This window comes from Bradyrhizobium valentinum, from assembly GCF_001440405.1.
GTDB lineage: Bacteria > Pseudomonadota > Alphaproteobacteria > Rhizobiales > Xanthobacteraceae > Bradyrhizobium > Bradyrhizobium valentinum.
The window spans coordinates 98,120-122,536 of sequence record NZ_LLXX01000033.1 but is presented as its reverse complement, the minus strand read 5'-3'; the positions used below and the strand labels follow the sequence as shown (position 1 = coordinate 122,536).

At 61.8% G+C, this 24,417-nt stretch carries 21 protein-coding genes and 1 pseudogene; 12 read left to right on the top strand and 10 right to left on the bottom strand.

From position 1 onward, the window contains the following. Positions 1–964: NAD(P)H-hydrate epimerase (locus CP49_RS06415; protein ID WP_063791636.1), on the bottom strand; the 964-nt coding region annotated here is incomplete at its 3' end. Positions 965–1,337: 373 nt separating this feature from the next. On the opposite strand from CP49_RS06415, the gene CP49_RS06410 reads away from it, so the two are divergent. From CP49_RS06410 to CP49_RS06385, 6 genes and pseudogenes are all read left to right on the top strand, one after another. Then, complete coding sequence (locus CP49_RS06410) at positions 1,338–1,676, top strand: P-II family nitrogen regulator (RefSeq protein ID WP_027537227.1); 339 nt, start codon at positions 1,338–1,340, stop codon at positions 1,674–1,676. A 134-nt stretch (positions 1,677–1,810) separates the two neighbouring features. Further along, a complete protein-coding gene (gene glnA, locus CP49_RS06405) occupies positions 1,811–3,220 on the top strand; it encodes a type I glutamate--ammonia ligase (protein ID WP_057849452.1) in 1,410 nt (469 codons plus the stop codon). Positions 3,221–3,547: 327 nt separating this feature from the next. Beyond that, positions 3,548–4,069 carry a DUF992 domain-containing protein gene (locus CP49_RS06400; RefSeq protein WP_057849451.1) on the top strand — a complete coding sequence of 174 codons (522 nt, stop codon included), beginning with the start codon at positions 3,548–3,550 and terminating at the stop codon, positions 4,067–4,069. A gap of 16 nt (positions 4,070–4,085) precedes the next feature. Further along, a pseudogene (glnA, locus tag CP49_RS46970) lies at positions 4,086–4,234 on the top strand (glutamine synthetase); the annotation flags it as partial. 375 nt (positions 4,235–4,609) lie between these two features. Continuing rightward, positions 4,610–5,197 carry a TRAP transporter small permease subunit gene (locus CP49_RS06390; RefSeq protein ID WP_057849449.1) on the top strand — a complete coding sequence of 196 codons (588 nt, stop codon included), beginning with the start codon at positions 4,610–4,612 and terminating at the stop codon, positions 5,195–5,197. Positions 5,198–5,199: 2 nt separating this feature from the next. Next, positions 5,200–6,735, top strand: coding sequence for a TRAP transporter large permease (locus CP49_RS06385; protein ID WP_057849448.1), 1,536 nt, complete (start codon positions 5,200–5,202; stop codon positions 6,733–6,735). A gap of 48 nt (positions 6,736–6,783) precedes the next feature. Here the strand turns inward: CP49_RS06385 and CP49_RS06380 are convergent, their stop codons facing one another. Next, positions 6,784–7,899, bottom strand: a complete 1,116-nt coding sequence (locus tag CP49_RS06380; RefSeq protein WP_082645883.1) for a TRAP transporter substrate-binding protein — start codon at positions 7,897–7,899, stop codon at positions 6,784–6,786. Between the two features lie 558 nt (positions 7,900–8,457). Between CP49_RS06380 and CP49_RS06375 the strand changes: the two genes are divergently transcribed. The 4 genes from CP49_RS06375 to CP49_RS06360 all read left to right on the top strand — a co-directional run bounded on the left by CP49_RS06375 (position 8,458) and on the right by CP49_RS06360 (position 14,581). Continuing rightward, positions 8,458–9,204: a hypothetical protein gene (locus CP49_RS06375; protein WP_057849446.1), complete on the top strand. Its 747-nt coding sequence runs from the start codon at positions 8,458–8,460 to the stop codon at positions 9,202–9,204. A 306-nt stretch (positions 9,205–9,510) separates the two neighbouring features. Continuing rightward, positions 9,511–11,145 (top strand): flavin-containing monooxygenase, encoded by a 1,635-nt coding sequence (locus CP49_RS06370; protein ID WP_057849445.1) that lies wholly within the window; start codon positions 9,511–9,513, stop codon positions 11,143–11,145. A gap of 79 nt (positions 11,146–11,224) precedes the next feature. Beyond that, positions 11,225–12,418 carry a methyl acetate hydrolase AcmB gene (gene acmB / locus CP49_RS06365; protein ID WP_057849444.1) on the top strand — a complete coding sequence of 398 codons (1,194 nt, stop codon included), beginning with the start codon at positions 11,225–11,227 and terminating at the stop codon, positions 12,416–12,418. Positions 12,419–12,607: 189 nt separating this feature from the next. Further along, positions 12,608–14,581: a sigma-54-dependent Fis family transcriptional regulator gene (locus CP49_RS06360; protein ID WP_057849496.1), complete on the top strand. Its 1,974-nt coding sequence runs from the start codon at positions 12,608–12,610 to the stop codon at positions 14,579–14,581. An 867-nt stretch (positions 14,582–15,448) separates the two neighbouring features. Here CP49_RS06360 and CP49_RS06355 read toward each other — a convergent pair. Both CP49_RS06355 and CP49_RS06350 read right to left on the bottom strand, forming a co-directional pair. Next, positions 15,449–16,219 (bottom strand): gamma-glutamyl-gamma-aminobutyrate hydrolase family protein, encoded by a 771-nt coding sequence (locus tag CP49_RS06355; RefSeq protein ID WP_057849495.1) that lies wholly within the window; start codon positions 16,217–16,219, stop codon positions 15,449–15,451. Positions 16,220–16,342: 123 nt separating this feature from the next. Then, positions 16,343–17,038, bottom strand: a complete 696-nt coding sequence (locus CP49_RS06350) for a hypothetical protein (protein ID WP_057849443.1) — start codon at positions 17,036–17,038, stop codon at positions 16,343–16,345. 149 nt (positions 17,039–17,187) lie between these two features. Between CP49_RS06350 and CP49_RS06345 the strand changes: the two genes are divergently transcribed. Continuing rightward, complete coding sequence (locus CP49_RS06345; protein WP_057849494.1) at positions 17,188–18,318, top strand: AI-2E family transporter; 1,131 nt, start codon at positions 17,188–17,190, stop codon at positions 18,316–18,318. A gap of 5 nt (positions 18,319–18,323) precedes the next feature. Here the strand turns inward: CP49_RS06345 and CP49_RS06340 are convergent, their stop codons facing one another. Next, entirely contained in the window at positions 18,324–18,626 is a 303-nt protein-coding gene (locus CP49_RS06340) for an antibiotic biosynthesis monooxygenase family protein (RefSeq protein ID WP_057849442.1), read from the bottom strand. A 225-nt stretch (positions 18,627–18,851) separates the two neighbouring features. On the opposite strand from CP49_RS06340, the gene CP49_RS06335 reads away from it, so the two are divergent. Continuing rightward, positions 18,852–20,999, top strand: a complete 2,148-nt coding sequence (locus CP49_RS06335; RefSeq protein ID WP_057849441.1) for a carboxypeptidase-like regulatory domain-containing protein — start codon at positions 18,852–18,854, stop codon at positions 20,997–20,999. A 10-nt stretch (positions 21,000–21,009) separates the two neighbouring features. On the opposite strand, the gene CP49_RS06330 is transcribed toward CP49_RS06335, so the two are convergent. From CP49_RS06330 to CP49_RS06310, 5 genes are all read right to left on the bottom strand, one after another. Then, a complete protein-coding gene (locus tag CP49_RS06330; protein ID WP_057849440.1) occupies positions 21,010–21,246 on the bottom strand; it encodes a hypothetical protein in 237 nt (78 codons plus the stop codon). A gap of 118 nt (positions 21,247–21,364) precedes the next feature. Continuing rightward, positions 21,365–22,582 (bottom strand): GGDEF domain-containing protein, encoded by a 1,218-nt coding sequence (locus CP49_RS06325; RefSeq protein ID WP_057849439.1) that lies wholly within the window; start codon positions 22,580–22,582, stop codon positions 21,365–21,367. A gap of 234 nt (positions 22,583–22,816) precedes the next feature. Continuing rightward, complete coding sequence (gene rpsI, locus CP49_RS06320) at positions 22,817–23,293, bottom strand: 30S ribosomal protein S9 (RefSeq protein ID WP_057849438.1); 477 nt, start codon at positions 23,291–23,293, stop codon at positions 22,817–22,819. Position 23,294: 1 nt separating this feature from the next. Continuing rightward, positions 23,295–23,759, bottom strand: a complete 465-nt coding sequence (rplM, locus tag CP49_RS06315) for a 50S ribosomal protein L13 (protein WP_057849437.1) — start codon at positions 23,757–23,759, stop codon at positions 23,295–23,297. Between the two features lie 154 nt (positions 23,760–23,913). After that, complete coding sequence (locus CP49_RS06310) at positions 23,914–24,342, bottom strand: PaaI family thioesterase (RefSeq protein ID WP_057849436.1); 429 nt, start codon at positions 24,340–24,342, stop codon at positions 23,914–23,916. Positions 24,343–24,417: the final 75 nt, after the last annotated feature.

Genomic DNA, 24,417 nt, shown 5'->3' with positions numbered 1-24,417 from the left:
GCGTGCGTTCATTGATGCCGGCGCCCGGCCCGATCACGATCGAATTGAGCCGCCTGTCGCCGACCAACTCGGCGAACTCGACCACGGTATCGACGGCGCGCACCATCACTGCCGTCAGCGCCGCGGCGTTGACCGCGAGCGCGTCGCGCGGCGAGGCCACCGTGACCAGCCCGGCCCCTGCCCGCAATGCTCCACGCGCCGCAAGACGCGCGGCGCCGGTCGACGCCAGTTCCCCCGACAGCACGACCGCGTGGCCGCGGGCATATTTGTGGGCGTCGATCTCGGGAACGGGGAAGGATTTTTGCCAGCTTTGCGGGACGTTCTCTGATGTCTGCGGCCGGATCTCCTCGAGCACCCCCGGATCGATGCCGATATCGGCAACGCGGACGCGGCCGCAATGCTTGCGCCCCGGCATCAACAGATGCGCCGGCTTGCGGCGGAAGAAGGTCATGGTCTCCACGGCGTTGATCGCAGCGCCCATCACCGCGCCCGATGTGCCGTTGATCCCGCTCGGCAGGTCGACCGCGAGCACCGGCGCGCCGTTAGCGTTGATCGCCTCGATCATCTCGAGCGGATCGCCCTTGACGGGACGATTGAGCCCGGCGCCGAACAGCGCATCGATGATAAGGGCCGGCTTGCCGATCGCCTGCGGGTTGAACGGCAGCACCGGAAATTTCCAGCCGCGCGCGGCGAGCGCGGCATCGCCCTGCAGGCTGTCGCGCTCGCACAGCAGGATGACGGAAACCTCGCGGCCGCGCGCGGCGAGTTCGGCCGCTGCCACAAAGCCGTCGCCGCCATTGTTGCCGCGGCCGGCGACCACCACGATCGGCCCCTCCTCGACGAGATCCATCGCGGCTTCGGCCACCGCCTGGCCCGCGCTCATCATCAACGCGAAGCCGGGTCTGCCGGCGGCGATCGTCAACCGGTCGGCACGCTCCATCTCAGTCGTGGTCAAAACTTCCATGCCGAATCCTCGATCCGTCAGCCTTTTCCAGAGGCACATTCCGCCGTGTGCGCGCCTCGCTTAGCCCCCATCTGCATAGGAATTGATCGGTTTGCCTATTTTATAAGCTTCGCTATCATGCAACGTTCCGGCCAGACCTCTTCCACCAGCCTGTTAAAAGTCTGATAACGTTCCAAAATCAGGCGCATTAACAACTTGGCATAGACCCTGCTTTTGGGGAAGCCGGTTAGAAAACCGGCTCATGATCGTCGCAGTTCGCGTCAATTATGAGCATTCCGGTGCTGTGCCGGAAGCAAGGATCAAACCAGACGGCGCCTCGCGCGACATCGAAACTATCTGCACTCTGAATTCGGAAATGCCCGGGAGGCGCTCAGTGAAGAAGATTGAAGCCATCATCAAGCCATTCAAGCTCGACGAGGTGAAAGAGGCGCTTCAGGAAGTCGGGCTTCAGGGTATCACGGTCACCGAGGCCAAGGGCTTCGGCCGGCAGAAGGGACACGCCGAACTCTATCGCGGTGCGGAATACATCGTCGATTTCCTGCCCAAGGTGAAAATCGAGATCGTGATTTCGGACGAGCTGGTCGAGAAGGCGATCGACGCGATCCGCCGCGCCGCCCAGACCGGGCGCATCGGCGACGGCAAGATCTTCGTCTCCAATATCGAGGAAGCGATCCGGATCAGAACCGGAGAATCCGGGCTGGACGCTATCTGAGCCGGGTGCTATCCGAAAACTTGCGACTGAAAAACAAGAAAAGGGCTGCTTCCGCGGCCTGATTTCGTTCGCGATGCCTCGATCGTCTGCGAATGTCGCGTTCTGGAAACCGTCCGTAGCCAAAAGGGGTATTCATGAAGACCGCTAAAGACGTCCTGAAGTCGATCAAGGACAACGACGTAAAATACGTCGATCTGCGCTTCACCGATCCGCGCGGCAAGTGGCAGCACGTGACCTTCGACGTCAGCATGATCGAAGAGGACACCTTTGCCGAAGGCCAGATGTTCGACGGCTCCTCGATCGCCGGCTGGAAGGCGATCAATGAATCCGACATGTGCCTGATGCCTGATCCGGTGACCGCGACGATCGACCCGTTCTTCGCCGAGACCACCATGGTCATCGTCTGCGACGTGCTCGAGCCGACCACGGGCGAGCCTTACAACCGCGATCCCCGTGGCATCGCCAAGAAGGCCGAGGCGATGGTGAAATCGTCGGGCGTCGGCGACACCGTGTTCTTCGGCCCCGAGGCCGAGTTCTTCGTGTTCGACGACGTGCGCTACCAGACCACCCCCTACAACACCGGCTTCAAGCTCGATTCCTCGGAACTGCCGATCAATTCGGACACCGAGTATGAGGGCGGCAATCTCGGTCACCGCATCCGCACCAAGGCCGGCTACTTCCCGGTCCCGCCGCAGGACTCGGTGCAGGACATGCGCTCGGAAATGCTCGGCGCGATGGCCAAGATGGGCGTCAAGGTCGAGAAGCATCACCACGAGGTCGCTTCCGCCCAGCACGAGCTCGGCATGAAGTTCGACACCATGACGCTGATGGCCGACCAGATGCAGATCTACAAATACTGCATCCATCAAGTCGCCCATATCTACGGCAAGACTGCCACCTTCATGCCGAAGCCGGTCTACGGCGATAACGGCTCGGGCATGCACTGCCACCAGTCGATCTGGAAGGACGGCAAGCCGGTGTTCGCCGGCAACAAATACGCCGACCTCTCGGAGATCTGCCTCCAATACATTGGCGGCATCATAAAGCACGCCAAGGCGATCAACGCCTTCACCAACCCGTCGACCAACTCCTACAAGCGCCTGGTCCCGGGTTATGAAGCTCCCGTGCTGCTCGCCTACTCCGCGCGCAACCGCTCGGCCTCCTGCCGCATTCCCTACACGGCAAACCCGAAGGCCAAGCGCGTCGAGGTCCGCTTCCCCGATCCCATGGCCAACCCCTATCTCGGCTTCGCCGCGATGCTGATGGCCGGCCTCGACGGCATCAAGAACAAGATCGATCCGGGCCCGGCGATGGACAAGGACCTCTACGATCTGCCGAAGGAAGAGCTGAAGCAGATCCCGACCGTGTGCGGCTCCTTGCGCGAGGCGCTGGAAAATCTCGACAAGGACCGCGCCTTCCTCAAGAACGGCGGCGTGTTCGACGACGACTTCATCGACAGCTTCATCGAGCTGAAAATGACCGAAGTCGAGCGCTTCGAGATGACCCCGCACCCGGTCGAGTTCGAGATGTATTATTCGCAGTGATCCCGCGCGGCGTTCGCGCCGCCAGTATCACCGTCCAACGATGCGAAAGGCGCTCCTTGCGGGGCGCCTTTTGTTTTTGCGAAGGAAAGTCAGGCGTTTCGGCCGCCTGGTTCGTGTACCTCATACGGCCGAATATCGCCGCGAATTCCGCTCATATGGGCCTGCACGCGATCGATGGACCATGTTTCCACGGCCCGTCGCCGATCAGCACATCCATGATTTACCGCTGTAAGGCCGTTATAGCCCGAACGAGACCTGGAACGGGAACATCGGAACGTCGCTGGGCGTTAAGGGGGTCCATCAGAATACGTCGACGGAGGAACGCCCATGAACAAAGCAACAACCTTGAATAGTCTCGCAACCACATGCGCCGCCCTGGCGCTCGTGCTCGCCATGGCTCCGGCCACGGCTCAGGACACCGGCCGGACGAGGGTCGGCACGCTCACCTGCAACATAGCGCCCGGTGTCGGCCTCGTTGTCGGAGGGCAGCGGCAACTGAGCTGTATCTATGCGTCAGCGAGAGGCAGAGGGCGCGAGGCTTATGAGGGCACCGTCAGCACGCTTGGCCTCGACATCGGCGCCACGACCGGCGGCCAGTTGGCCTGGGCGATTTTTGCGCCGACCACGCTGCGCCGGGCGGCATTGGCGGGAACCTATACGGGTGCAACCGCCGGCGGCACGGTCGGCGCCGGAGCGAGTGCCAACGTCCTGGTTGGAGGCTCGGACCGCACGGTGATGATGCAGCCGCTATCCGTGCAGGGGCAGACAGGCGTGAATATTGCGGCAGGCGTATCCACAATGGAGCTGCGGCCGGCGGCCGCTGCGCCCGCGCGCCGCGCGCCCCAGTGACGACATCATCGCTGGTGAACTGGTAGAAAATCTCGACAAGGACCGCGCCTTCCTCAAGCACGGCGGCGTGTTCGACGACTTCATCGACAGCTTCATCGAGCTCAAGATAACCGAAGTCGAGCGTTTCGAAATGACCCGCACCCGGTCGAGTACGAGATGAACTATTTGCAGCAAGTGCCGGCGGTATTTCCCGCTGACACAACTGCCCGAAAATGCGAAAGGCGCTCCGTACGGAGCGCCTTTCTTTTGAGAACGGCGTGACTGCAACGACCAACCGCGTCCGCCTAGCTCAGCGGAGTCGTTCCGGAAGACCACACCCATGCCTCTACCAACGGATGTGGGCGCCGAGGTGTTCGCACCTCGTCTGGCGGCTGGACGGCCGTCCGCGCTCGTGGGGGCGGCGGCTATCCAGCCGCTGGCGCCGAGATCGCCGCTAAAGTAACATTCCGCTGGACCGCTCGACGGGACTGCCGGTCGCACTGAATGGTGCGGCCAGTTTTTCACGGGGTCCACGATCGGGCTGCGTCTGAGGGTCAGCTGATGGCCACTGCAATGACCAGTGTCTCGTCGTCGCCAAAGCTGACGCCACCCCGGGGCTATTTGGCCGTTATCCGCACCATCGACAAGTTTACGGAGTGGACCGGCCACCTCTTCGTGCTCCTCATCATTCCCCTGGTGTTCGCCAACGTTTACGAGGTTTTCGCCCGCTACTTCCTCGGAAGCCCCACTGTCTGGGCGCTCGACGTGACGACGATGTCGTATGCGGCGCTCTTCATGCTGGGATCAACGCTGGCGCTTCTCAAGGGCGCTCACGTGCGCACCGACATGCTGTGGGAAGGATTCTCGGACCGAACCAAAGGCATGATCGACAGCCTCGCATTCATCCTGTTCTTCCTGCCGACGATGGCCGTGCTGTTCTACATCTCGATCGATGACTTCCTTTACTCGATCTCGATCGACGAGCGCTCGAGCTCCGGAGCCTGGACGCCGATATTGTGGCCGCTGCGCGGGGTTATCCCGCTCACCGCCTTCATGCTGTCCCTGCAGGGCATCTCAGAGCTGATGAAGAGCCTGTGGGCGTGGCGCACCGGCCAGTTCCTGACCCGGCACGAGAAGATCGAGGTCTGAACATGAGCTATTCGGAGCTTCTGGGCCTCATCATGCTCTTCTGCATGGTCGCCGTCATCTTCATCGGATTCCCGATCTCCTTCACGCTGCTGTTTCTCGCCATCATCTTCGGCGGCCTGGGATTAGGCTGGGAGCAGACCTTCAATCTGAGCTACCTGCAGATCTGGGGCACGATGAAGGATGAGATCTTTCCGGCCGTGCCGCTGTTCATCTTCATGGGCTATATGACCGAGCAGGCCGGGCTGATGGAGCGCCTGTTCGGCGCCATGCGCAGCCTGCTTGCGCCGGTACGCGGCTCGCTCTATCTGGCGGTGATCCTGACCGCGACCATCTTCGCCATGGCGACGGGCATCGTCGGCGCGGCAGTCACGGTGCTCGGCATCATGGCGGCGCCGATGATGATCAAGACCGGCTACGACCCCCGGCTGTCCGCGGGCGCCATCGCTGCCGGCGGCACGCTCGGAATTCTCGTTCCGCCAAGCGTCATGCTGGTTGTTATGGGTCCGGTCATGGGCGTTCCCGTCAACCTGCTCTACTCGGCGGCGTTCGGCCCGGGCTTCCTGCTCGCCGGCTGCTACATCGCCTACACGCTGACCCGAAGCTTCCTGAACCCCAAGCTCGGCCCGGCCATGACGATGGAGGAGCGCGAGGCGGCCTACAAGGAGATGACCACCGAGAAAGTGGGAATGCCGGTACTGGTCCTGGCGCTGCTCTGCCTCATGGCGCTCGTCTATCTGCTGGCCGACCTGGTGCTGGGGGTTGCCCGCGCCCCCGCTGTCCCGGTGACGATCGGCCGGATCGACGTGTCGGTTGCTGCGCTGCTGCCAGCGCTGCTGGCGGCGTGGGCCTATGTCCGTAACGCCTATTTCCGCGCCGTCGTGCTGGGCATCGCACCGCTGAGCGCACTGATCGGCTTTACGCTTGGCACCATTGTCGGCGGGCTGGCGACGCCGACTGAGGCCGCCTCCTGCGGGGCCTTCGGCGCCGCCATCCTGGCGCTGGCGTACCGCCGGCTCAACGTGCAGTCGCTCACGAACGCAGGCATCGGCACCATGGTGACCTCCGCCATGGTGCTGTTCCTGGCAGTGGCCTCAACCGTGTTCGGCGCCGTGTTCACCAAGCTCGGCTCAGCCAATCTGATCACCAATTTTCTGCTCGCGGTTCCGCTAAGCGACTGGTGGAAGCTCGCCCTCATCATGGCGATCTTCTTCGTGCTCGGATGGCCATTCGAATGGCCCGTGATCATCCTGGTGTTCTTGCCGATCGCCCTGCCGGTGGTCGAAAAGCTCCAGCTGGGTCTGGGCAAGCTCGACCTCTTGATCTGGTTCGGCGCGCTCACCGCCGTCAACATGCAGACCGCTTATCTCAGTCCGCCCGTCGCCATGTCAGCCTACTATCTGCGCAACGTCGTGCCGAATTGGAGTCTCGGCACGATCTACAAGGGCATGGCCGACTACATGGTGATCCAGGTCTTCGCCCTCATCCTGCTGCTGGTGTGGCCGCAAATCGCGCTGTGGCTGCCGCATATGGTGCGGTAGCAAGAAGGGCGGCGCTGCCGCCGCCCCTCGGTTTGGTGCTCCCTGGTGCTATTTGCCCTCCTTCGGCGGCCAGTAGTAGTCGGCCTGAAAAGCGTAGGGCGGGAACATGAAGCGCTTGGCCGGCACCACTTTGGCGGCATAGGCCTTCTGAGAGTCGTAGACCTTCTTGAAGAAGGGGTTCTTGGCCGACTCGGCGGCCGCGAATTCATCCCAGGTCTTGAGGAAGGCCTGGTTGATCTCGGGCGGCGTGGTCAGCAGCTTCACGCCGTGCTTCTCCGCGAATTCGGCAATCGCATCCGCGTTCTGCCGCTGATAGCTCGCCCACCAGCGGAGAAACGTCTCCGAAACGGCCGACTTGATGGCCTCCTTGTTCTGAGCCGGCAGGCTGTCCCAAACGTCCTTGTTGAAGGCGATCTCGGCCACCGACGCGCTTTCGTGCATGCCAGGCGTATAGTGGTACTTCCACACGGTGTGCAGCCCGAGCCGCTGATCCTCGATGCCGCCGACCCACTCGGCACAATCGATCGTGCCGCGCTCGGCGGCGGGCAGGATCTCGCCGCCCGGCATGTTGACCACGGCCATGCCCATCTTGGAATAGAGTTCGGCGACGATACCCGTCTGGCGGCACTTCATGCCCCTGAAGTCGCTGAGGTCCTTGATCGGGCGCTTGAACCAGCCAAGCGCCTGCGGGCTCGGCGGCATGCTGGGAAACGCGACCAGGTTGAGCTTGAGCTCCTTCTGGTAGAATTCGTTCCAGAGATCGAGGCCCCCGCCCTCGTATACCCAGCCGATGAAATCGACAGGATCCATGCCGGCAATACCGGCAGGCGTATTTGCGAACAGGGTCGCAGCCTTGTTCTTGCCGAACCACCAGTAGGAGATGCCCCAGGCGCCATCGATAACTTTCTTGTGCGCTGCGTCGAGAATCTCGAACGGCGGGACGATCGCGCCGCCCGGCAGCGCCTCGATCTTGAGCTGGCCCGCTGTCAACTTGTCCACCCGGTCAGCGAAGAACTTCAAGGCATCCTGCGCCGTGGACGACGGCGGCACTGCCGATTGGACCTTTAGTGTTCGAGCCTGCTGGGCATGAGCCGTGCCGGCGAGCGCCAATGTGGCAGAGACTGCCGCAACCAGGGCTATCCCCGTAAGCGAACTGATTTTCATTGTCTACCTCCTCTCTAGCGCTGGATGTCTACCTCCCTCTAACAATGTGCAGGCGAGCGATCGGGCTCCGCCGGCGAACAATCCTACCGCGGATGAGGTGCCTTCAGCCAGAGCGACCCTCCGGATCGTGCTTACTTGCCAATGAGACGAATTTCCGGGAACGTTCGAAATGTCTGCCGCGCGACACGGGTTTGGGTCATTGGCAACATTCTGACTGTAGCTTCATCGAGTTCAGGATGACTGAAGTCGCTTCGAGATGACCCCGCACGCGGTCGAATTCGAGATGTATTCGTAGTGATCCCGCGCGGCGTTCGCGCCGCCCGTATCACTGTCCAACGATGCGAAAGCCGCCCCCGTTTGGGGCGCCTCCTATTATCGTGGCGGCCATTTCCGCTCGCGCTCAAAGCAATCCGGGTTCCCGCGTGATCCTGCGGTTCCTCGGTTCCCGAATCCCAGTGAAATCAAAATCTCTCCTAAATCGTGGCGGTGATTGTCGCTTTTAGACCTCGCTGGCGAGGTACTGGTACAGCAGAACAAATAAGAGGCGGCATCGACCAAATGGCGACAAAAGACGGTTTCCCGCCGGACGAGCGTTATCTCTTTCTCACCGAGCAAGCCGAAGAAACCGTGCAGCCGGATATCGGGAAGGCTTTGGGCAGAGCGGCTCTCTCGTTGCGAATCCTCAAAGCGAGTATTTTTGGGGTAATGGCGACAGCAGCGGTCGGTATCGCGATCCTATCGGTAGAAAATCCAGTCGCGCTCGTCGCGGACATCACGGCTTCGTGGGTCGACAAGCCGGCGCTTCAGCCTGGCACCGATGCGTCGACGTCATCAATTCAATCAATCGCGGACACTCAGGATTTGCCAACGACGACAAGCGACGCGCCGACACGCGACGAAATTGCTGTTGCTTCTGAACCTGCCGATCAGAAGCAAACCGAGATTGGTCAGCCGTCAGCCGAAGCCTTGCTGAAGGAATTCGAAGCCTGGGCGGCCAAGGAAGATTCGCGGGCACAGGTCGTGCCCGTACAGCCCGCGCAAGCTGCCCCAGTGCAGGTTGCGCAAGATGCCCCTGCTCAGGCCCAGCCCACGTATCAGGCCCAGCCGACGAAAAAGCATCGACGGGCCCGGTCCGTGCATAATGCGCGAGCAGAGATCCGAACCCAGCGGAATCAGCGAGCAAGGGTCCGGGAAGAGCAAAATGCACGGGTCGAGGTCCCGGCCGTACCCGACGCCCGAGCACAGGAGCAGTCAGTGCAAAATGCCCAGACCCCGTCCCTCCTGCAAAGCTTGGGTCTGCGTTAACGCGGCGTCACCGCAATCGCGCTTCGCCACGGCCTCCGATGCAGCAAGCCCGGATGAGCGCAGCGACATCCGGGACCACGTCGAGAGAGTACCCGCATAGAGCGCTTTGATCGAAATTCGGTCTAGCCAAGCTCGTCCAGTTCGAATTTCGAACGGGTGCGACAAGAATCCCACCATCAACAAATTCAATCACTGCAAGCGCTTAAAGCCAGAAAACTGATCTGGCACGCAATCTGCGTAACCCCCTTCAACTCTCGCGTCTTTGCGGCCGGGAGGAGAACAAGTTCTGACACTGGGAGGGAACGCATGAGCGAGTACAAGACCAACGGCGCACGAAAGCACGAAAGCCTGGACGCGGTGGTGATCGGCACAGGAGTTGCCGGCCTTTACCAGCTCTACAAGCTGCGCAACGAACAAGGCCTCAAGGTCAAGGCCGTCGATACGGCCACCGGCGTGGGCGGCACCTGGTACTGGAATCGCTATCCGGGGGCACGCTTCGATTCCGAAGCCTACATCTACCAGTATCTCTTCTCTGAAGAGCTCTACAAAGGCTGGAGCTGGAGCGAGCGCTTCCCCGGCCAGCCGGAGATCGAGAAGTGGCTCAATTACGTCGCCGACAAGCTCGACCTGCGCAAGGATGTCCGCTTCAGCACGACGATTACGAGCGCAGTCTTCAACGAGGCGACGCAGCGATGGACGATCACGACCGACAAGGGCGATGTGATTGATGCGCAGTTCCTGATCACCTGCTGCGGAATGCTGTCGGCGCCGCTGACATCGGTTTTTCCCGGACAGGAGACGTTCAAGGGGAGCCTGGTCCACACGGCGCGTTGGCCGAAGGGGGACATCGATCTCACCGGCAAGCGCGTCGGCATCGTCGGCAACGGCGCAACGGGCATCCAGGTGATCCAGACGATCGCCGGCGAGGTCGGCAGCCTGAAGGTATTCGTGCGCACGCCGCAATACATCATCCCGATGAAGAACCCGAAATATGGACAGAAGGAGGTCGAGGCCTACAAGGCGCGGTTCAACGAATTCCGCGAAACCCTTCCCCACTCGTTCACCGGCTTCGAATACGACTTCACTAACGGCAATTGGAAGGATCTCACTCCGGAACAGCGTCACACCGTTCTTGAGAAGATCTGGGATGAAGGCTCTCTGCGGTTGTGGCTCGCCTCATTCGTGGAGATGTTCTTCGAGGAGGACGTCAGCGAGGAGATATCCGAGTTCGTCCGCAAGAAGATGCGCGCGCGCCTCAAGGATCCCAAGCTGTGCGAGACACTGATCCCGACCGACTACGGCTTCGGCACGCATCGCGTCCCGCTCGAGACCAACTATCTGGAGGCTTACCACCAGCCGAACGTCGAGCTGATCAGCGTCAGGAACAACCCAATCAAGCGGATCACGCCTCATGGCATCGAGCTCACCGATGGAACGGCATACGAACTGGATGTGATCATCCTCGCAACCGGCTTCGACGCCGGCTCGGGGGCGCTGACCCGCATCGACATCCGTGGCCGCGACGGCCGCTCGCTCAAGGACGAATGGAGCCGCGACATCAGGACCACGATGGGGCTTCAGGTCCACGGTTACCCGAACCTCTTCACGACGGGCGCGCCGCTGGCGCCATCGACGGCGCTCTGCAACATGACCACATGCCTTCAGCAGCAGGTCGAGTGGATCAGCGATTGCATTGCGCATCTTCGAAAGAACGAATTGAGCGTCATCGAGCCAACGAAGGAGACGGAGGATGCCTGGGTAGCGCATCACGATGAGGTCGCGAACACGACCCTCGTAACCAAGACGCACTCCTGGTACATGGGCTCCAACGTCGATGGCAAGCCTCGCCGTCTCCTTTCCTATATCGGCGGCGTCGGAACGTATCGCAAGAAGTGCGATGACGTCGCCACTTCGGCCTACCCAGGCTTCGCCAAGCAGTGATCACCATGCGGGGCCGCGCAACCCGATTGCGTGGACGCGGCCCTGCATCCCGCATAATCACGAAAAATCGGAGGAACACATGTCCAAGGAATTCAAGGTAGCGGCCGACGCCATCCTCAATGAGACCGTCACGACGGGCCAGGGTGTCCCGGGAGTGGTGGCAATGGTGACAGACCGTAACGGAAATATCTACGAGGGAGCTGCCGGCAAGCGTCGCAACGACCAGCCGTCTCCGATGACGACCGAAAGCAGCTTCGCCATCTTTTCGACGACCAAGGCGATCACCGGCACGGCCGCACTTCAACTGATCGAGGAAGGCAGGCTCGACATCGATGCTCCCGCAAAAAAATACGCTCCTGATATCGGCAAGCTGCAGGTTATCGATGGCTTCGACGCCAAGGGACAGCCCAGGCTTCGCGCACCGAAGCGCGATGTGACCACGCGCATGTTGCTGTTGCACACCGCCGGTTTCGGCTACGACTTTTTCAACGAAAGCTATCTGCGCCTGGCGACCGAGCACGGACAGCCAAGCGTGATCACCTCGTCGAAAGCCGCAATCATGACGCCGCTTCTTTTCGATCCCGGATCGAAGTGGGAGTACGGAACAAACATCGATTGGGTCGGACAGGTTGTCGAGGGTATCACCGGCAAGCGCCTTGGCGAGGTCTTCGCCGAACGCATCTTCAAGCCGCTTGGCATGACGAACACGACTTTCGAGATCAACGACGCGGTGCGGGATAAGCTTGCCGGCGTGCACGCCCGTAACGCCGACGGCTCGCTCACCCCGATGGACTTCGAATTGCCTGCGAATCCCGAGGTCCATATGGGAGGACACGGCCTCTATAGTACGGTCGGCGACTACATGCGCTTTATCCGCATGTGGCTGAACGATGGAGCCGGCCCGCATGGCCGGGTGCTGAAGCCGGAGACCGTGAAGACGGCCGAAAAGAACCAGCTTGGCGATCTGAAGGTGACAGCCTTACCGGGCGTGATCAAATCCCTCTCGAACGATGCGGAGTTCTTTCCGGGCCTGTCGAAGTCGTGGGCGTTCACCTTCATGGTCAATGATGAGAAGGCGCCCACGGGACGGCCGGCCGGCGCGCTCGGCTGGGCTGGCTTGGCCAACCTGTTCTACTGGATCGACCGTCAGAATGGTTTCGGAGGCTATTGGGCAACCCAGATCCTGCCCTTTGCCGATGTAGCTTCATTCACCGGATACATGCGTTTCGAAACGGCCTTTTACGATGCACTGAACCAACGCAAGGCCGCCTAGCTTCGGCCAGCGTCGCGCCGCAATCCGCCTTCGACCACGCCATTTCTGCAGTGCGGTCGGAGGCGGCATAAATTTGCACCAGGGTAGGCTTATTGGTTGCGGTTTTCCATGGATGGCTTCAAGATCGCACGTTCAAGCTCCGCTTCCAGCATCTGCTCTGGGACCGCTCAGCGCGTCAAGGGAGGGAACGTGTTGGGTCAGACACCAGAGGATGCTTTCGCCCATCCAGGTATCGAACGTGATGTCCTGACAAGCTGGGAACGCTTTCTGTCCGGGACCGGCAGCACTAGTCGGCAGGTTGTGCGCGCCGCTATTACCGATTCCTGGCAGCGCTGCCAGAAATCGGCTGTCGACTACCGGCGTGGCCAGGCTCCGATGCCGATAAGGGATGACAGGCTGCAGCGCTTGCTCGAAAAGCGCAGCCGTCTTGTCCAGGCTGGTGCTTCGACGATGGCGCTGGCGCGCGACTACATGCTGGAAACCGGCACCGTGATGGTGCTGACCGATGCCGACGGCATTGTTTTGCGCCTGGAAGGTGACACCAAGCTGGCGCTGCGCAATGCGGTTGAAAAAACACACCTCCTACCCGGCAGCAACTGGAGCGAGACGACCTGCGGAACCAACGCGATCGGCACGGCTCTGAAAACCGAGCAGCCCATCCAGGTGCATGCCACCGAGCATTTCTGTTCCGGCATCCACCGCTGGACTTGCTCGGCCTGCGTCATCCGCGATCCAATCGACGGCGCCGTCATCGGGGCGATCGACATCTCCGGACTATCCGCGTCCTATGGGCGGCCGGCACTCGCACTGGCGATTTCGGCGGCCGCGCGCATCGAGGCCCAGTTGCTTCAGATGGAGCTGGACGCCCGCTACCGGCTTCTCGACCAATGCTTCTGGATGCTGCCGCCTCCGGATCGGCATCACGCCGTGCTGTTCGACAGTGCGGGACGTCCTTTCAAGGCAAGTGGAGAAATGTCGCAGATCATGCGTGATCTGGGCGCGCCGGGATGCCAGTCCGGCTTTCCCCATCTCGGAAGCCGCGATGATCAGCTTTGTGGCGCCTCGCGTCCGGCGTGGATCAAGGAGGAATGGCTGAAGCCGGTGGTGCATCAGGGCGAACATCTCGGCACCGTGATGGTTGCGCCAAAGCCGATAGTTTCAGACAGGGCTTTCCTGCCGTTCGCCCGGGGTGAGGCTCGAGCCTTCAGAAACGTCATCCATAGCGCCCCGAAAATGCACGCGGTCGTCGAGAAATGCCGACGCGTCGCGACGACCGTGGCTCCTGTTCTGCTGCTTGGCGAGACCGGTGTGGGAAAAGAGGTATTCGCTCACGGCATCCATGTGGCGTCGCCGCGCCGGGACCGCGCTTTCGTCGTCATCAATTGCGGTAGCGTCTCGCGCGAACTGCTTGCCAGCGAACTCTTCGGTTATGTGGACGGCGCTTTCACCGGCGCACGTCGCGGCGGCATGGCCGGAAAAATCGAAGCCGCGTCCGGCGGAACCCTGTTCCTTGATGAAATCGGCGAGTTGCCGCTCGAACTCCAGCCTATGTTGCTGCGAGCGCTGGAGAACGGCGAGATCAGTCGTATCGGCGAAGCCGCGGCGCGCAAGGTGGATTTTCGTCTCGTCACCGCGACTAACCGCGATCTGCAAGTCGAGGTGGACGCAGGGCGCTTTCGCAAGGATCTGTACTACCGGTTGGCGGTCATCCCCGTAGTCATACCGCCGCTGCGCGAACGCCCGGACGACATCCCGCTGCTGGTCGATCATTTCGTTGCACAGGCGAGAGCGCGCTATGCTCTTGGCAATCGCCGTTTCGCCTCGGATACGCTTTCGCGTCTGCAGGATTATCACTGGCCTGGCAATGTCCGCGAGTTGCGCAATCTGGTCGAGAGCGTCATGCTGACCAGTAACGGGGACCCGATCGAGCCATCGGAGCTGCCCGATGTGTTTTGGCGGGCGGAACGGCTATGCGGACGTAAACAGGGCCTGTCATTGGCGGAGTCTTCCGAACGCGACCTAATCTCGCGCACACTCCGGTCGTGCAACGGCAATGTGACGGCTACCGCGTCCGCGCTTGGTCTTGCCAAGAGCACCGTCTATGCGAAGCTGCATCGTTATGACATTCGCTTCGACCTGGGCTCAGTAAACTCCTCTGGTTGAGGTCCGCGTCGTCCCCGCATATCGCGGAGCCTGTCATCACTGCGCGAGCGCATTGCGCTCGTCGTCGGGCGCGCATTCGCGCGACCCGTTGGCTCATGCAGGCTACGGACTGATTTGCCTCCTTCGCAAGCACAGTTACACGTAGCGACTGCGACCAGTTGGCACGACGGGCAAATCACTTCTGATTTTCAGAAATCGTGTCAAGCCTCGGAGTCAAAGATATTCCGCTTTTGTTCTTACCCAAATCACCTGCATAACTCCGCCCGTCTCACGGCAGATGAGGGGCGCTCGCGATCGTCACGAACGTGCGGTGAGATGCGATGGACGTTGAATGCGCGCTAGACGTACGCGCAGGAAACGTACGGTGAAGTCGTGTGGTCCGGACGCCGCGGTGCTGGCGTTAAGTCCGAGAGAAGCGAAGCTTCTCGGGGGCGACGGTGGCAAGAAAGCCGTTCACCGGGGAGAGCACGAAGTAAGCCGTAAAGCCATTGCGCAGGGAAGGCCGGAATGCTCCCGCTGCCCTGTATGCTCGTGTGCAGTTTTGTTTGCGCAAATCGCACGCGAGACCGCGGGTGCAGCAAGCACCCGGTCTTCCCTGCGCCCTCTGATAAAGAGGGCGGGAAGTTATCCAGCAAACCTCGGGCGTGACAAGCCGCGAGATCGCGAAATCATGTCAGTTGGTAGTTTGAAAATTGAGGCGCGTTATTTCCATCCCGTCGTCCCGGACAAGCGAAGCGCGATCCGGGACCCATACGCCGCGGCGGATGTCGTCTTGGAAGGTTGGTCGACGGCTTTCCTTCAACAACGCATATTGTGGCTATGGGTCCCTGCATTCGCAGGGACGACGAAAGCGCGCGTTCACGATGCCTACTCCGCCCGCCTGTGCGCCTTCAGCGCCTCGCCGAACGCTTCGAACAGTTTTCGGTTGATCGGGTTGCGCTGCGGATCGTACTCGGCGTGCCACTGGACACCGAGCGCAAAGCTCGCGGCGTCCGCGATCCGGATCGCTTCGATGGTGCCGTCTTCGGCGATGCCTTCGATGACGACGCGCTCGCCGGGTTCGAGAATGCCTTGCCCGTGCAGCGAATTCACCCGGATGGTTTCGCAGCCGAGCAGGTTTGCAAACGTGCCGCCGGGCGTGAGGTGAACGTCGTGCCGGTCGGCAAACACCACGGTCGGGTCGGGATGGATCTCGCCGTTTTCGAGTCGCGGCATGCGGTGGTTCATGCGCCCGGGGATCTCACGGATTTCCGGATGCAGCGAGCCGCCGAAGGCGACGTTCATTTCCTGCAAGCCCCGGCAGATGCCGAAGATCGGCACACCGCGGGCAACGCAGGCCTCCGTCAGCGCCAGCGCGACGTCGTCACGGTGGATATCATAGGGTTCGTGCCGCTCGTGCGGTTCGGTCTTGAAACGCGTCGGATGAACATTGGCGCGGGCGCCTGTCAGGATCACCCCGTCGACGACGTCGAGAAGCGCGCCGATATCGGTAATCTCGGGCGAGCCTGCAAACATCAGCGGCAACGCCCCCGCCACGTCGGTGACCGCGCGAAGGTTGCGCTCTCCGACCATCTGGGTCTGGAAACGATTTTCGACGCGATAGGCGTTCCCGATCACACCGACCACGGGCCGCCTCATCGCAAAATTTCCGCTGTCATCTTCCCGTGCAAAGATCTTCTGGGTTGGGCCATGATTGCAGAAGATAATGCCTGCGAGGGGACGGCGGATCAATATCCGGAGAGCCGCAGCGGAGCTGCCCTGCTATTTTCGCGTGAAAGCCTCCCGGGCGTCGATCCCGTCGGCCCCGGGCAAACCGGCCGCCCGGAGCGCCGTAGCCGCCGAATTGTCGGCCCCAGTCAGCCAAGGCAGTTTCGCCTGGATTCCGCGCGTCACCGGCTCGCCCAGCGCACCGCCGAAATCGAGTGGCCAGTATCCATTCGGCACCACTTCGGCCGAAATTCCCCGGAGGCGATAGCCCTTGCCGAGCACCGCTTCGACATCGTCCGGCGGCACCACCTTCGCGCTGCCGGGATCAGCCGGTTCGGCAAAGGTGGCGAGCACCGGGATCAGCGCGCCCTTCACCGGCACGGCACCGGCCAACCGGCTCATCTCGCTGAACGGCACGCGCTTGCCGGAAGCCGCCGCATAGGCGCGCAAGGCCACGTAATTCATGTCATCAAGGACGAGATTGTTGTCGACATGCGCGAGCAGCGCGACGAGATTCTTGCCCGCCCCGAGCTCGACGAAGATGGCGTCGCCGAGGGTGCGGGTCTGGCCGCGGCGGGTGTAGCTACGGTCGGGATGGACGGCCACCACGCTAGAGGCCGATTTGCGCCCCTCCGGCGTCTCGACCTCGACCATCAGGCGATATTTGTGGGCAGGCCGGTTGATTCTGATCTGGTCGCCGATCACAAGCGCCGCAAGCAGCGCAATCGGGCCAAACCATTTGAAATTCATCTCAACCCTCGCCGGCCGCCATGTCAGATTCATGCACCGCTTGGCATGCCGGATGCGGCAGCGTCAAACCGGCGCGCACCCGCCCGCTTGATCCCGTCCCGATTCTGTCGAATGACTGGCTGAGCAATGTCTCACGAGAAGGAATCAACGTGACAGGTCCGGCTGACAATCGCCTTCAGGCCCGCAACGATCTGGCGTGGGCGATATCGGTCGGCGGCATCGGCGTCGTGCTGTTCGCCGGGCTGCTGGCATTCACCTGGCACTTCGCCGCGACGCTGTTCCTGATATTTACCGGCATGCTGCTCGGTGTCGCGCTCAACGCCATGAGCAACCTGCTCGGGCGCGTGGTGCGGCTGCCCCATGCGCTGCGGCTGACGGCGGTCTGTCTGGTGGTCGCGGGCATGCTGTCGGGCATTGTCTTTCTCGGAGGCACCACGATCGCCCAGCAGACGACGGCGCTGAGCAACACGCTCAAGTCGCAGCTCGTCAACGTCAAGGGCTTCCTGGAACGGAACGGCATCGACACCAGTTTTTTCGATTTCGGCACCGTGTCGTCGCCGTCGGATGATTCCGCGCCGGCGGCCTCCAGCGCAACGCCGACGCCCCACGCACTTCCCAGCGCCGGCACGATTGCGGCCAGTGGCGGCGCCATTTTCAGCCAGAGCCTGAAACTGATTCTGGGTACCGCAAGCGCGGTCGGCAACTTCTTTATCGTGCTGTTCCTGGGCATAGCCTTTGCGACGCAGCCCAGCGTCTACCGTAACGGCCTGTTGTTCATGGCGCCGGCCAGACACCGCACGCGCGCAATCATGATCGTCGACCGGATCGGCGATACGCTCGAGCGCTGGCTGATCGCGCAGATCATCACCATGGTCGCGGTGTTTCTGGTGACCTGGATCGGGCTATCGATCATCGGCATCCAGAGCTCGTTCATCCTCGGCATCCAGGCAGGACTTCTCGCCTTCATCCCAACCGTCGGCGCGATCCTCGGCGGGCTGATCGTGGTGCTCGCGAGTCTCGCTTCCGGATGGGTCGCTGCCCTCTCCGCCTTCATCCTGTTCCTCGGCGTGCATGCGCTGGAAAGCTACGTGCTGACCCCGGTCATTCAGCGGCAGGCGCTGGATATTCCGCCGGCCACGCTGTTTGCGTTCCAGATCCTGCTCGGCGTCGTCTTCGGCATCTGGGGGTTGGCGCTCGCGCTGCCTCTAATGGCCATTGCCAAAGTGATGATCGACCATTTCAAGGCAGAAGCGACGCCTGTCGCGATCACGACCGGCTGATGACTTCAGTCCGCCGTGGTCAGCACCGTCTCGGTATGCTCGACTTCGGGGGGAGCAGCAAAATACGGCCCGACCAGAGCGCGCCAGGCGGTGAAGTCCTCTGAGCCGCGAAAATCCACGGTGTGGTTTTCCAGCGTCTCCCATTGCGCTATCAGCCGGTAACGCTGCGGCTTCTCGATCGATTTGTGCAGCTCAAAGCCCTTGCCGCCCTTGGCCCGCAGGAACAGTGGACGCGCCTGGGCAACCGCAGCTTCAAACTCCTTCTCGGTGCCGGGCTTGACGTCGATTTGTGCGATTTCGGTGATCATTCGCGTTGTGCCTCCTCATGAGAACTGGCGTGTCTAACCCAGCCGCCCAAAAAGCAAAAGGCAGATGCAGCGCGTATGCGTTGCTGCGACGCACGCTGGCGGCGTCAAGCATGACGAAATCGTGCAGGCGACATGCTCTCACCTCAAGCCTGTTTGGTGTAGGCTCGCGTCAAACAAAAGCGACAAGCTCAAAGCGACAAGCTCACGGTCACGGGGAGAGAAGCGATGAACCTCCGTCGGATCCTGTTCACCTTGGCCACGGCGATGAGCATGCTCAGCCTGTCGGCCGGACCATCGCATGCACAGCAGCTTCCGGCCGTCGCAATCGACAAGGACGATATCGGCGGCGTGGTGCGCGGACCGAACGGGCCGGAGACCGGCGTCTGGGTCATCGCGGAGACCACCGAGCTGCCGACGAAATTCGCCAAGATCGTCGTCACCGACGATCAGGGCCGCTACGTGATCCCGGACCTGCCGCCGAACGTGAACTACGCAATCTGGGTCCGTGGCTACGGGCTGGTGGATTCGCCCAAGCTGCGCGCCAAGCCCGGCCAGCAACTCGACCTCACGGCGGTTCCGGCGCCAAACGAGGCGGCGGCGGCCCATTATTACTCGGCGATCTATTGGTACACGATGATGAAGATTCCGCCGGCGAAGGATTTCGGCGGCAGCACGGAGATTCCGAAGGAAATCACGCAGGACATATGGCGCCAGCGAATGAACAACGTCGACTGCATCGGCTGCCATCAGCTCGGCCAGGAATCCACGCGCACGATCCCGGGCGGGTTCGGCGAATTCAAATCGCACAAGGAAGCCTGGATGCGCCGCGTCTCCTCGGGCCAGGCCGGGGAATTGATGGTGAACCGGCTCGCCGGCCAGCTCGGCGGCGTGCCGTTCAAGTATTTCGGGGACTGGACCGAACGGGTCGCCAAGGGCGAACTGCCGAAATCCAAGCCGCCGCGGCCGGCCGGCATCGAGCGCAACGTCGTCATCTCGTCCTGGGAATGGGCGACTGAAAAGCACTTCGTGCACGATCTGATTTCGTCAGACCGGCGCTACCCGACGGTCAACGCCTACGGCCCGCTGTTCGGTGCGAATGAGTACTCGTCCGACGACATGCCGATTCTTGATCCGAAGACACACAAGGTGACGTTCTCGAAGATGCCCGTCGCTGATCCCAATGCGCCGGAATCGTTCGGCCCGCCGCTGCATGGCACGGCCGTCCTCAATCCGGTCAGCCCCTCGGCCTATTGGGGTGAAGAGAAGATCTGGAGCCAGCGGGCCAACAATCACAACAGCATGTTCGACAAGAAGGGTCGCCTGTGGCTCGCGGCGGCCGTGCGCGGCATCGAAAATCCGGCTTACTGCCGCAAAGGGTCTGACCATCCGTCGGCCAAGGCCTTTCCGCTGGAACGCTCGGGGCGGCAAGTTTCGGTGTTCGATCCCAAGACCCAGAAGTACAGCTTCATCGATACCTGCTTCGGCACCCATCACCCCCAGTTCGGCTACGACGCCGACGATACGCTTTGGCTCTCGGGAAGCGGTCCCGTCGCCGGCTGGGTCAACACCAAGCTATGGGACGAGACCGGCGATGCCGTCAAAGCGCAAGGCTGGGCGCCATTCGTTCTCGACACCAACGGCAACGGCAAGGTCGACGAATATACCGACCCGGGCAAGCCTGCGGAGGCGGGCAAGGACATGCGGGTCGCAGGCTCGGGCCCCTACGCCGTGATGCCGCATCCGACCGACGGCTCGGTCTGGTACACCGTCAACGTGTTCGTCGGCCCACCCGGCTTCATGCGCTTTGATCCCAAGACCAAACTGTCGGAGTTTTATGCCATTCCGAAGGAAGGCATCGGCGTTCGCGGCGGTGACATCGACAAGAACGGCGTGCTCTGGGGCTCGGGTTCGAACGGGAGCCTGATCCGCTTCGATCGCAGCAAGTGCAAGGCTCCGCTGAGCGGGCCGGAGGCCACCGGCAATCACTGCCCGGAAGGCTTCTCCTACTTCAGATATCCCGGCCCCGGCTTCGAAGGTTTTGAGAACTCCAGCGCCGAGGCGAGCTACTATACGTGGGTCGATCACCACAACACGGTCGGCCTCGGCGAAAACATCCCGATCTCCACCGCCAACCTCAACGACGGCTTCGTCGCCTTCAAGGATGGGCAGATGGTGATGCTGCGCATCCCCTATCCGCTCGGCTTTTTTGCCAAGGGCCTCGACGGGCGCATTGACGATCCGGGCGCAGGCTGGAAAGGCCGCGGTCTCTGGAGTTCAAGCGGCGACCGCACACCCTGGCTGATGGAGGGCGGCAAGGGCTCAAAACCCCGCGCCGTGCATATTCAGATACGTCCTGACCCCCTGGCGAAGTGAGGATCAGCGATTAGCCGAACAGCAACACCGTGCCGGCGACCATCAGCGCACAGCCGGCGAACATGATGGCAGGCCAGCGCATTCTGCGCTGACCGTAATGCCCCTGCGCACGGCGCTCGGTGATGAGCGCCATCTCGAATTCTTCCGAGGTCGAGAACATGCAGGCAAAACCACCGCGAGCGGAGGCAGCGTCCGCTTCGAGCGACACCAGGGCAGCCTGCGGGTTTGGTCTACGTAGTGAATCCATGGCGCAGATGATATGGACGGAATGGTAAACGAGCGGTTACCACGCGCCTTTGCGGCCGAGACCGAATCCAAAGTGTTGGATCAATCTCCGGACATATCGTCTTGTTCGAACAGGGCGATTAGGTCGTCGCCGGCACCTGGCGTTGCGAAGCCGCGCGCCCGGCGGTCTTGCGCCGCCAGTTCTCCAGCGACAGCGGCAGTTCCGCCGCAGCCTCGACCCGGTTACGGCCGCCGCGCTTGGCCTGATAGAGCGCGGTATCGGCCGCCGCCAGCAACACTTCCAGCTCCGTGCCCGCTGGTCCGCCGGCGACGCCGATGCTGACGGTGGTGTCGACCGGACCTTGCTCGCAGACGATATTGGACGCCTCGAACGCCTCGCGCACACGCTCGGCCACGATCACGCCCTCGTCCAGCGCACACGACAACAACGCCGCGAACTCCTCGCCGCCGATCCGCCCCGACAGGTCGCTGATGCGCAAATTGCTGACCACGACGGTGGAGAACAATTTGAGGATCTCGTCGCCCGCGGGATGGCCGAAGCGGTCATTGATGCTCTTGAAATGGTCGATGTCGAAAATCATGACCGTCACCGGCCGCCCCGCGGCGGCCTCGCGTTCGATCACCCGGTTGCAGGCTTCCGAAAAGCCGCGGCGGTTCAACATTCCGCTCAAGGGATCGACGGACGCCGCGGTCTTGTGCACCGTTACGGCGCGGTCCGACACCAGCATGAAGATGACGAACACGGTGCCGATCGCATACAGCACCAGTTCGATCGAGAACGCCGTCACCCAGATGCTGCTGATGAAGGTTTCGTCATGCGGGCGCAGCAGGGTGCCGAGCAGGATCGGCAGCATCAGCACGCAGCCATGCATCACGGGCACGGCAATCGTCGGCCAGCGGCTCTGCATCGTCCGCCGCCGTTCGCTCCACAATTCGGAAGCCGTTAGTGTTGCGTAGATCGCAACGATCGCAGCACCGACGATCAGTCGCATGGCAGGATTCAACGACGGCAGAGCCAGCGCGATGCCGACCCAGGCGACCGCGCCAAACAATAGCCCCGCCAGATTCGGCTTGCGACCGTGGAATACGCGCGAGGCGTTCCAGACCATGCCGCAGGCCACGAAGCCGACCGCGTGCAGCGCCAGCAGCAACGTGTCACCGAGTTTGGCGCCGCCGATAGTCCAGATCGCCACCGAAGCCGAGCCAAGCAGATAGGCGGCCCCCCACCACTTCAAAGCCGGGATATTTTCCTGTTTGCCGAACAGCAACAGCATGGCCCCGAGCATGCCTGCAACCATTGTGGCAAACAAATACAGCGTGGACGTATCGAACGACATGGGCTCACCCGAACGCGTGTGATGCAACTTGTTCGGCGCACACTGAAAATGCAATTTCGCGCCATCGCACGGTGGACACTAGAAGCGCCGTGTTCCAATTCCGTTTGTGCGGGTAAGCAAGTTTTCACGAAAACCCGTGGTAACTGATCACTAAATGGTAAGCAAAAAAGGGCGCCGATCGGCGCCCTTTTTCGTTCGATGGGTGCAGCCATCGCTGCAATTTTAGCGAAGCAATTAGCGCTTCGAGAACTGGAACGACTTGCGCGCTTTCGCCCGGCCGTACTTCTTGCGCTCCACGGTGCGGGAGTCGCGAGTCAGGAAGCCGCCCTTCTTCAGCACACCGCGCAGATCCGGCTCGAAGTTCGTCAGCGCCTTCGAGATGCCATGACGCACGGCACCCGCTTGACCCGACAGACCGCCGCCCGCAACCGTGCAGATGACGTCGTACTGGCCGGCGCGTGCGGCGGCGACCAGCGGCTGCTGGATCAGCATCCGCAGCACCGGACGGGCGAAGTAGACCTCGACTTCACGGGTGTTGACCAGGATCTTGCCGGCGCCCGGCTTGATCCAGACGCGGGCGACCGCGTCCTTGCGCTTGCCGGTGGCATAGGCGCGGCCATATTTGTCGACCTTCTTGACGTATTTCGGCGCTTCCGGAGCGGCCGTCTTCAGCGACGCCAACTGGTCGAGCGACTGCATGGTATCCGACATCTTATGCGGCCCTCATGTTCTTGCGGTTCATCGAAGCGATATCAACCTTCTCGGGCTGCTGGGCTTCATGCGGATGTTCAGGACCGGGGTAGACGCGCAGATTGCCCATCTGCACGCGGCCGAGCGGACCACGCGGGATCATGCGCTCGATGGCCTTCTCGACCACGCGCTCGGGGAAGCGCCCCTCGAGGATCGACTTCGCGGTGCGTTCCTTGATGCCGCCGATGAAGCCGGTGTGCTTGTAGTAGACCTTGTTGTCGCGCTTGCGACCGGTCAGCACGACATGCGCCGCGTTGATGATGACGACGTTGTCGCCGCAGTCGACATGGGGCGTGTAGGTCGGGAGGTGTTTGCCGCGCAGGCGCATGGCGACCAGGGTGGCGAGCCGTCCGACCACCAGACCCTTGGCGTCGATCAAGACCCACTTCTTCGTCACCTCGGCGGGCTTTGCCGAATAGGTTTTCATGTGAGGAAATCCGTGAAAATGGAAATCGGCGCCAGATGCGCCGAACTGGCGGGTTTCTAGAGAACAGCGCGCCGCTCGTCAACGCCAAGGCGCACAAATAAAGTAAGTAAAAACAGTAACTTATAAATATGGTGCAATACTACCGCTAAAAACCTCACGTATTTGGAATGGAGTAGGTCGCCGTCACATGGGCGATCGGATCAGGCGACGAGCCCGACAGCAGGTTCACCTCGCCGACCGCAAGCCGCTTGCCGAGCTTCAGGAGGCGTGCCGCCGCCAGCACGTCCTGTCCCGGCAGCCCCTTGCGCAGGAAATTGATGTTGAGGTTGGTTGTTACCGCCAGTCCCACCGGGCCGATCGCCGAGAGCAGCACCACATACATCGCAAAATCGGCCATGGCCATCAGCGTCGGCCCCGACACCGTGCCGCCCGGACGCAGCATCCGCTCGTCATAGCGCCGCCGCAACAGGCAGGTCTCGCCGTCGGCGCTCTCGATGGTGATATCGCCGTCACTGAAGGCTTGTGGAAATTCCTCGCGGAGGAACTTCTCCAGCTCAGCCACGCTCATTTTCGCTGCCGCCATGCCACCGCTGCCCCTCGATTAAGACCGCCTGTTACATTACGTTGTCATCAAAGCCAAAATGAAAATCTTGGAGTG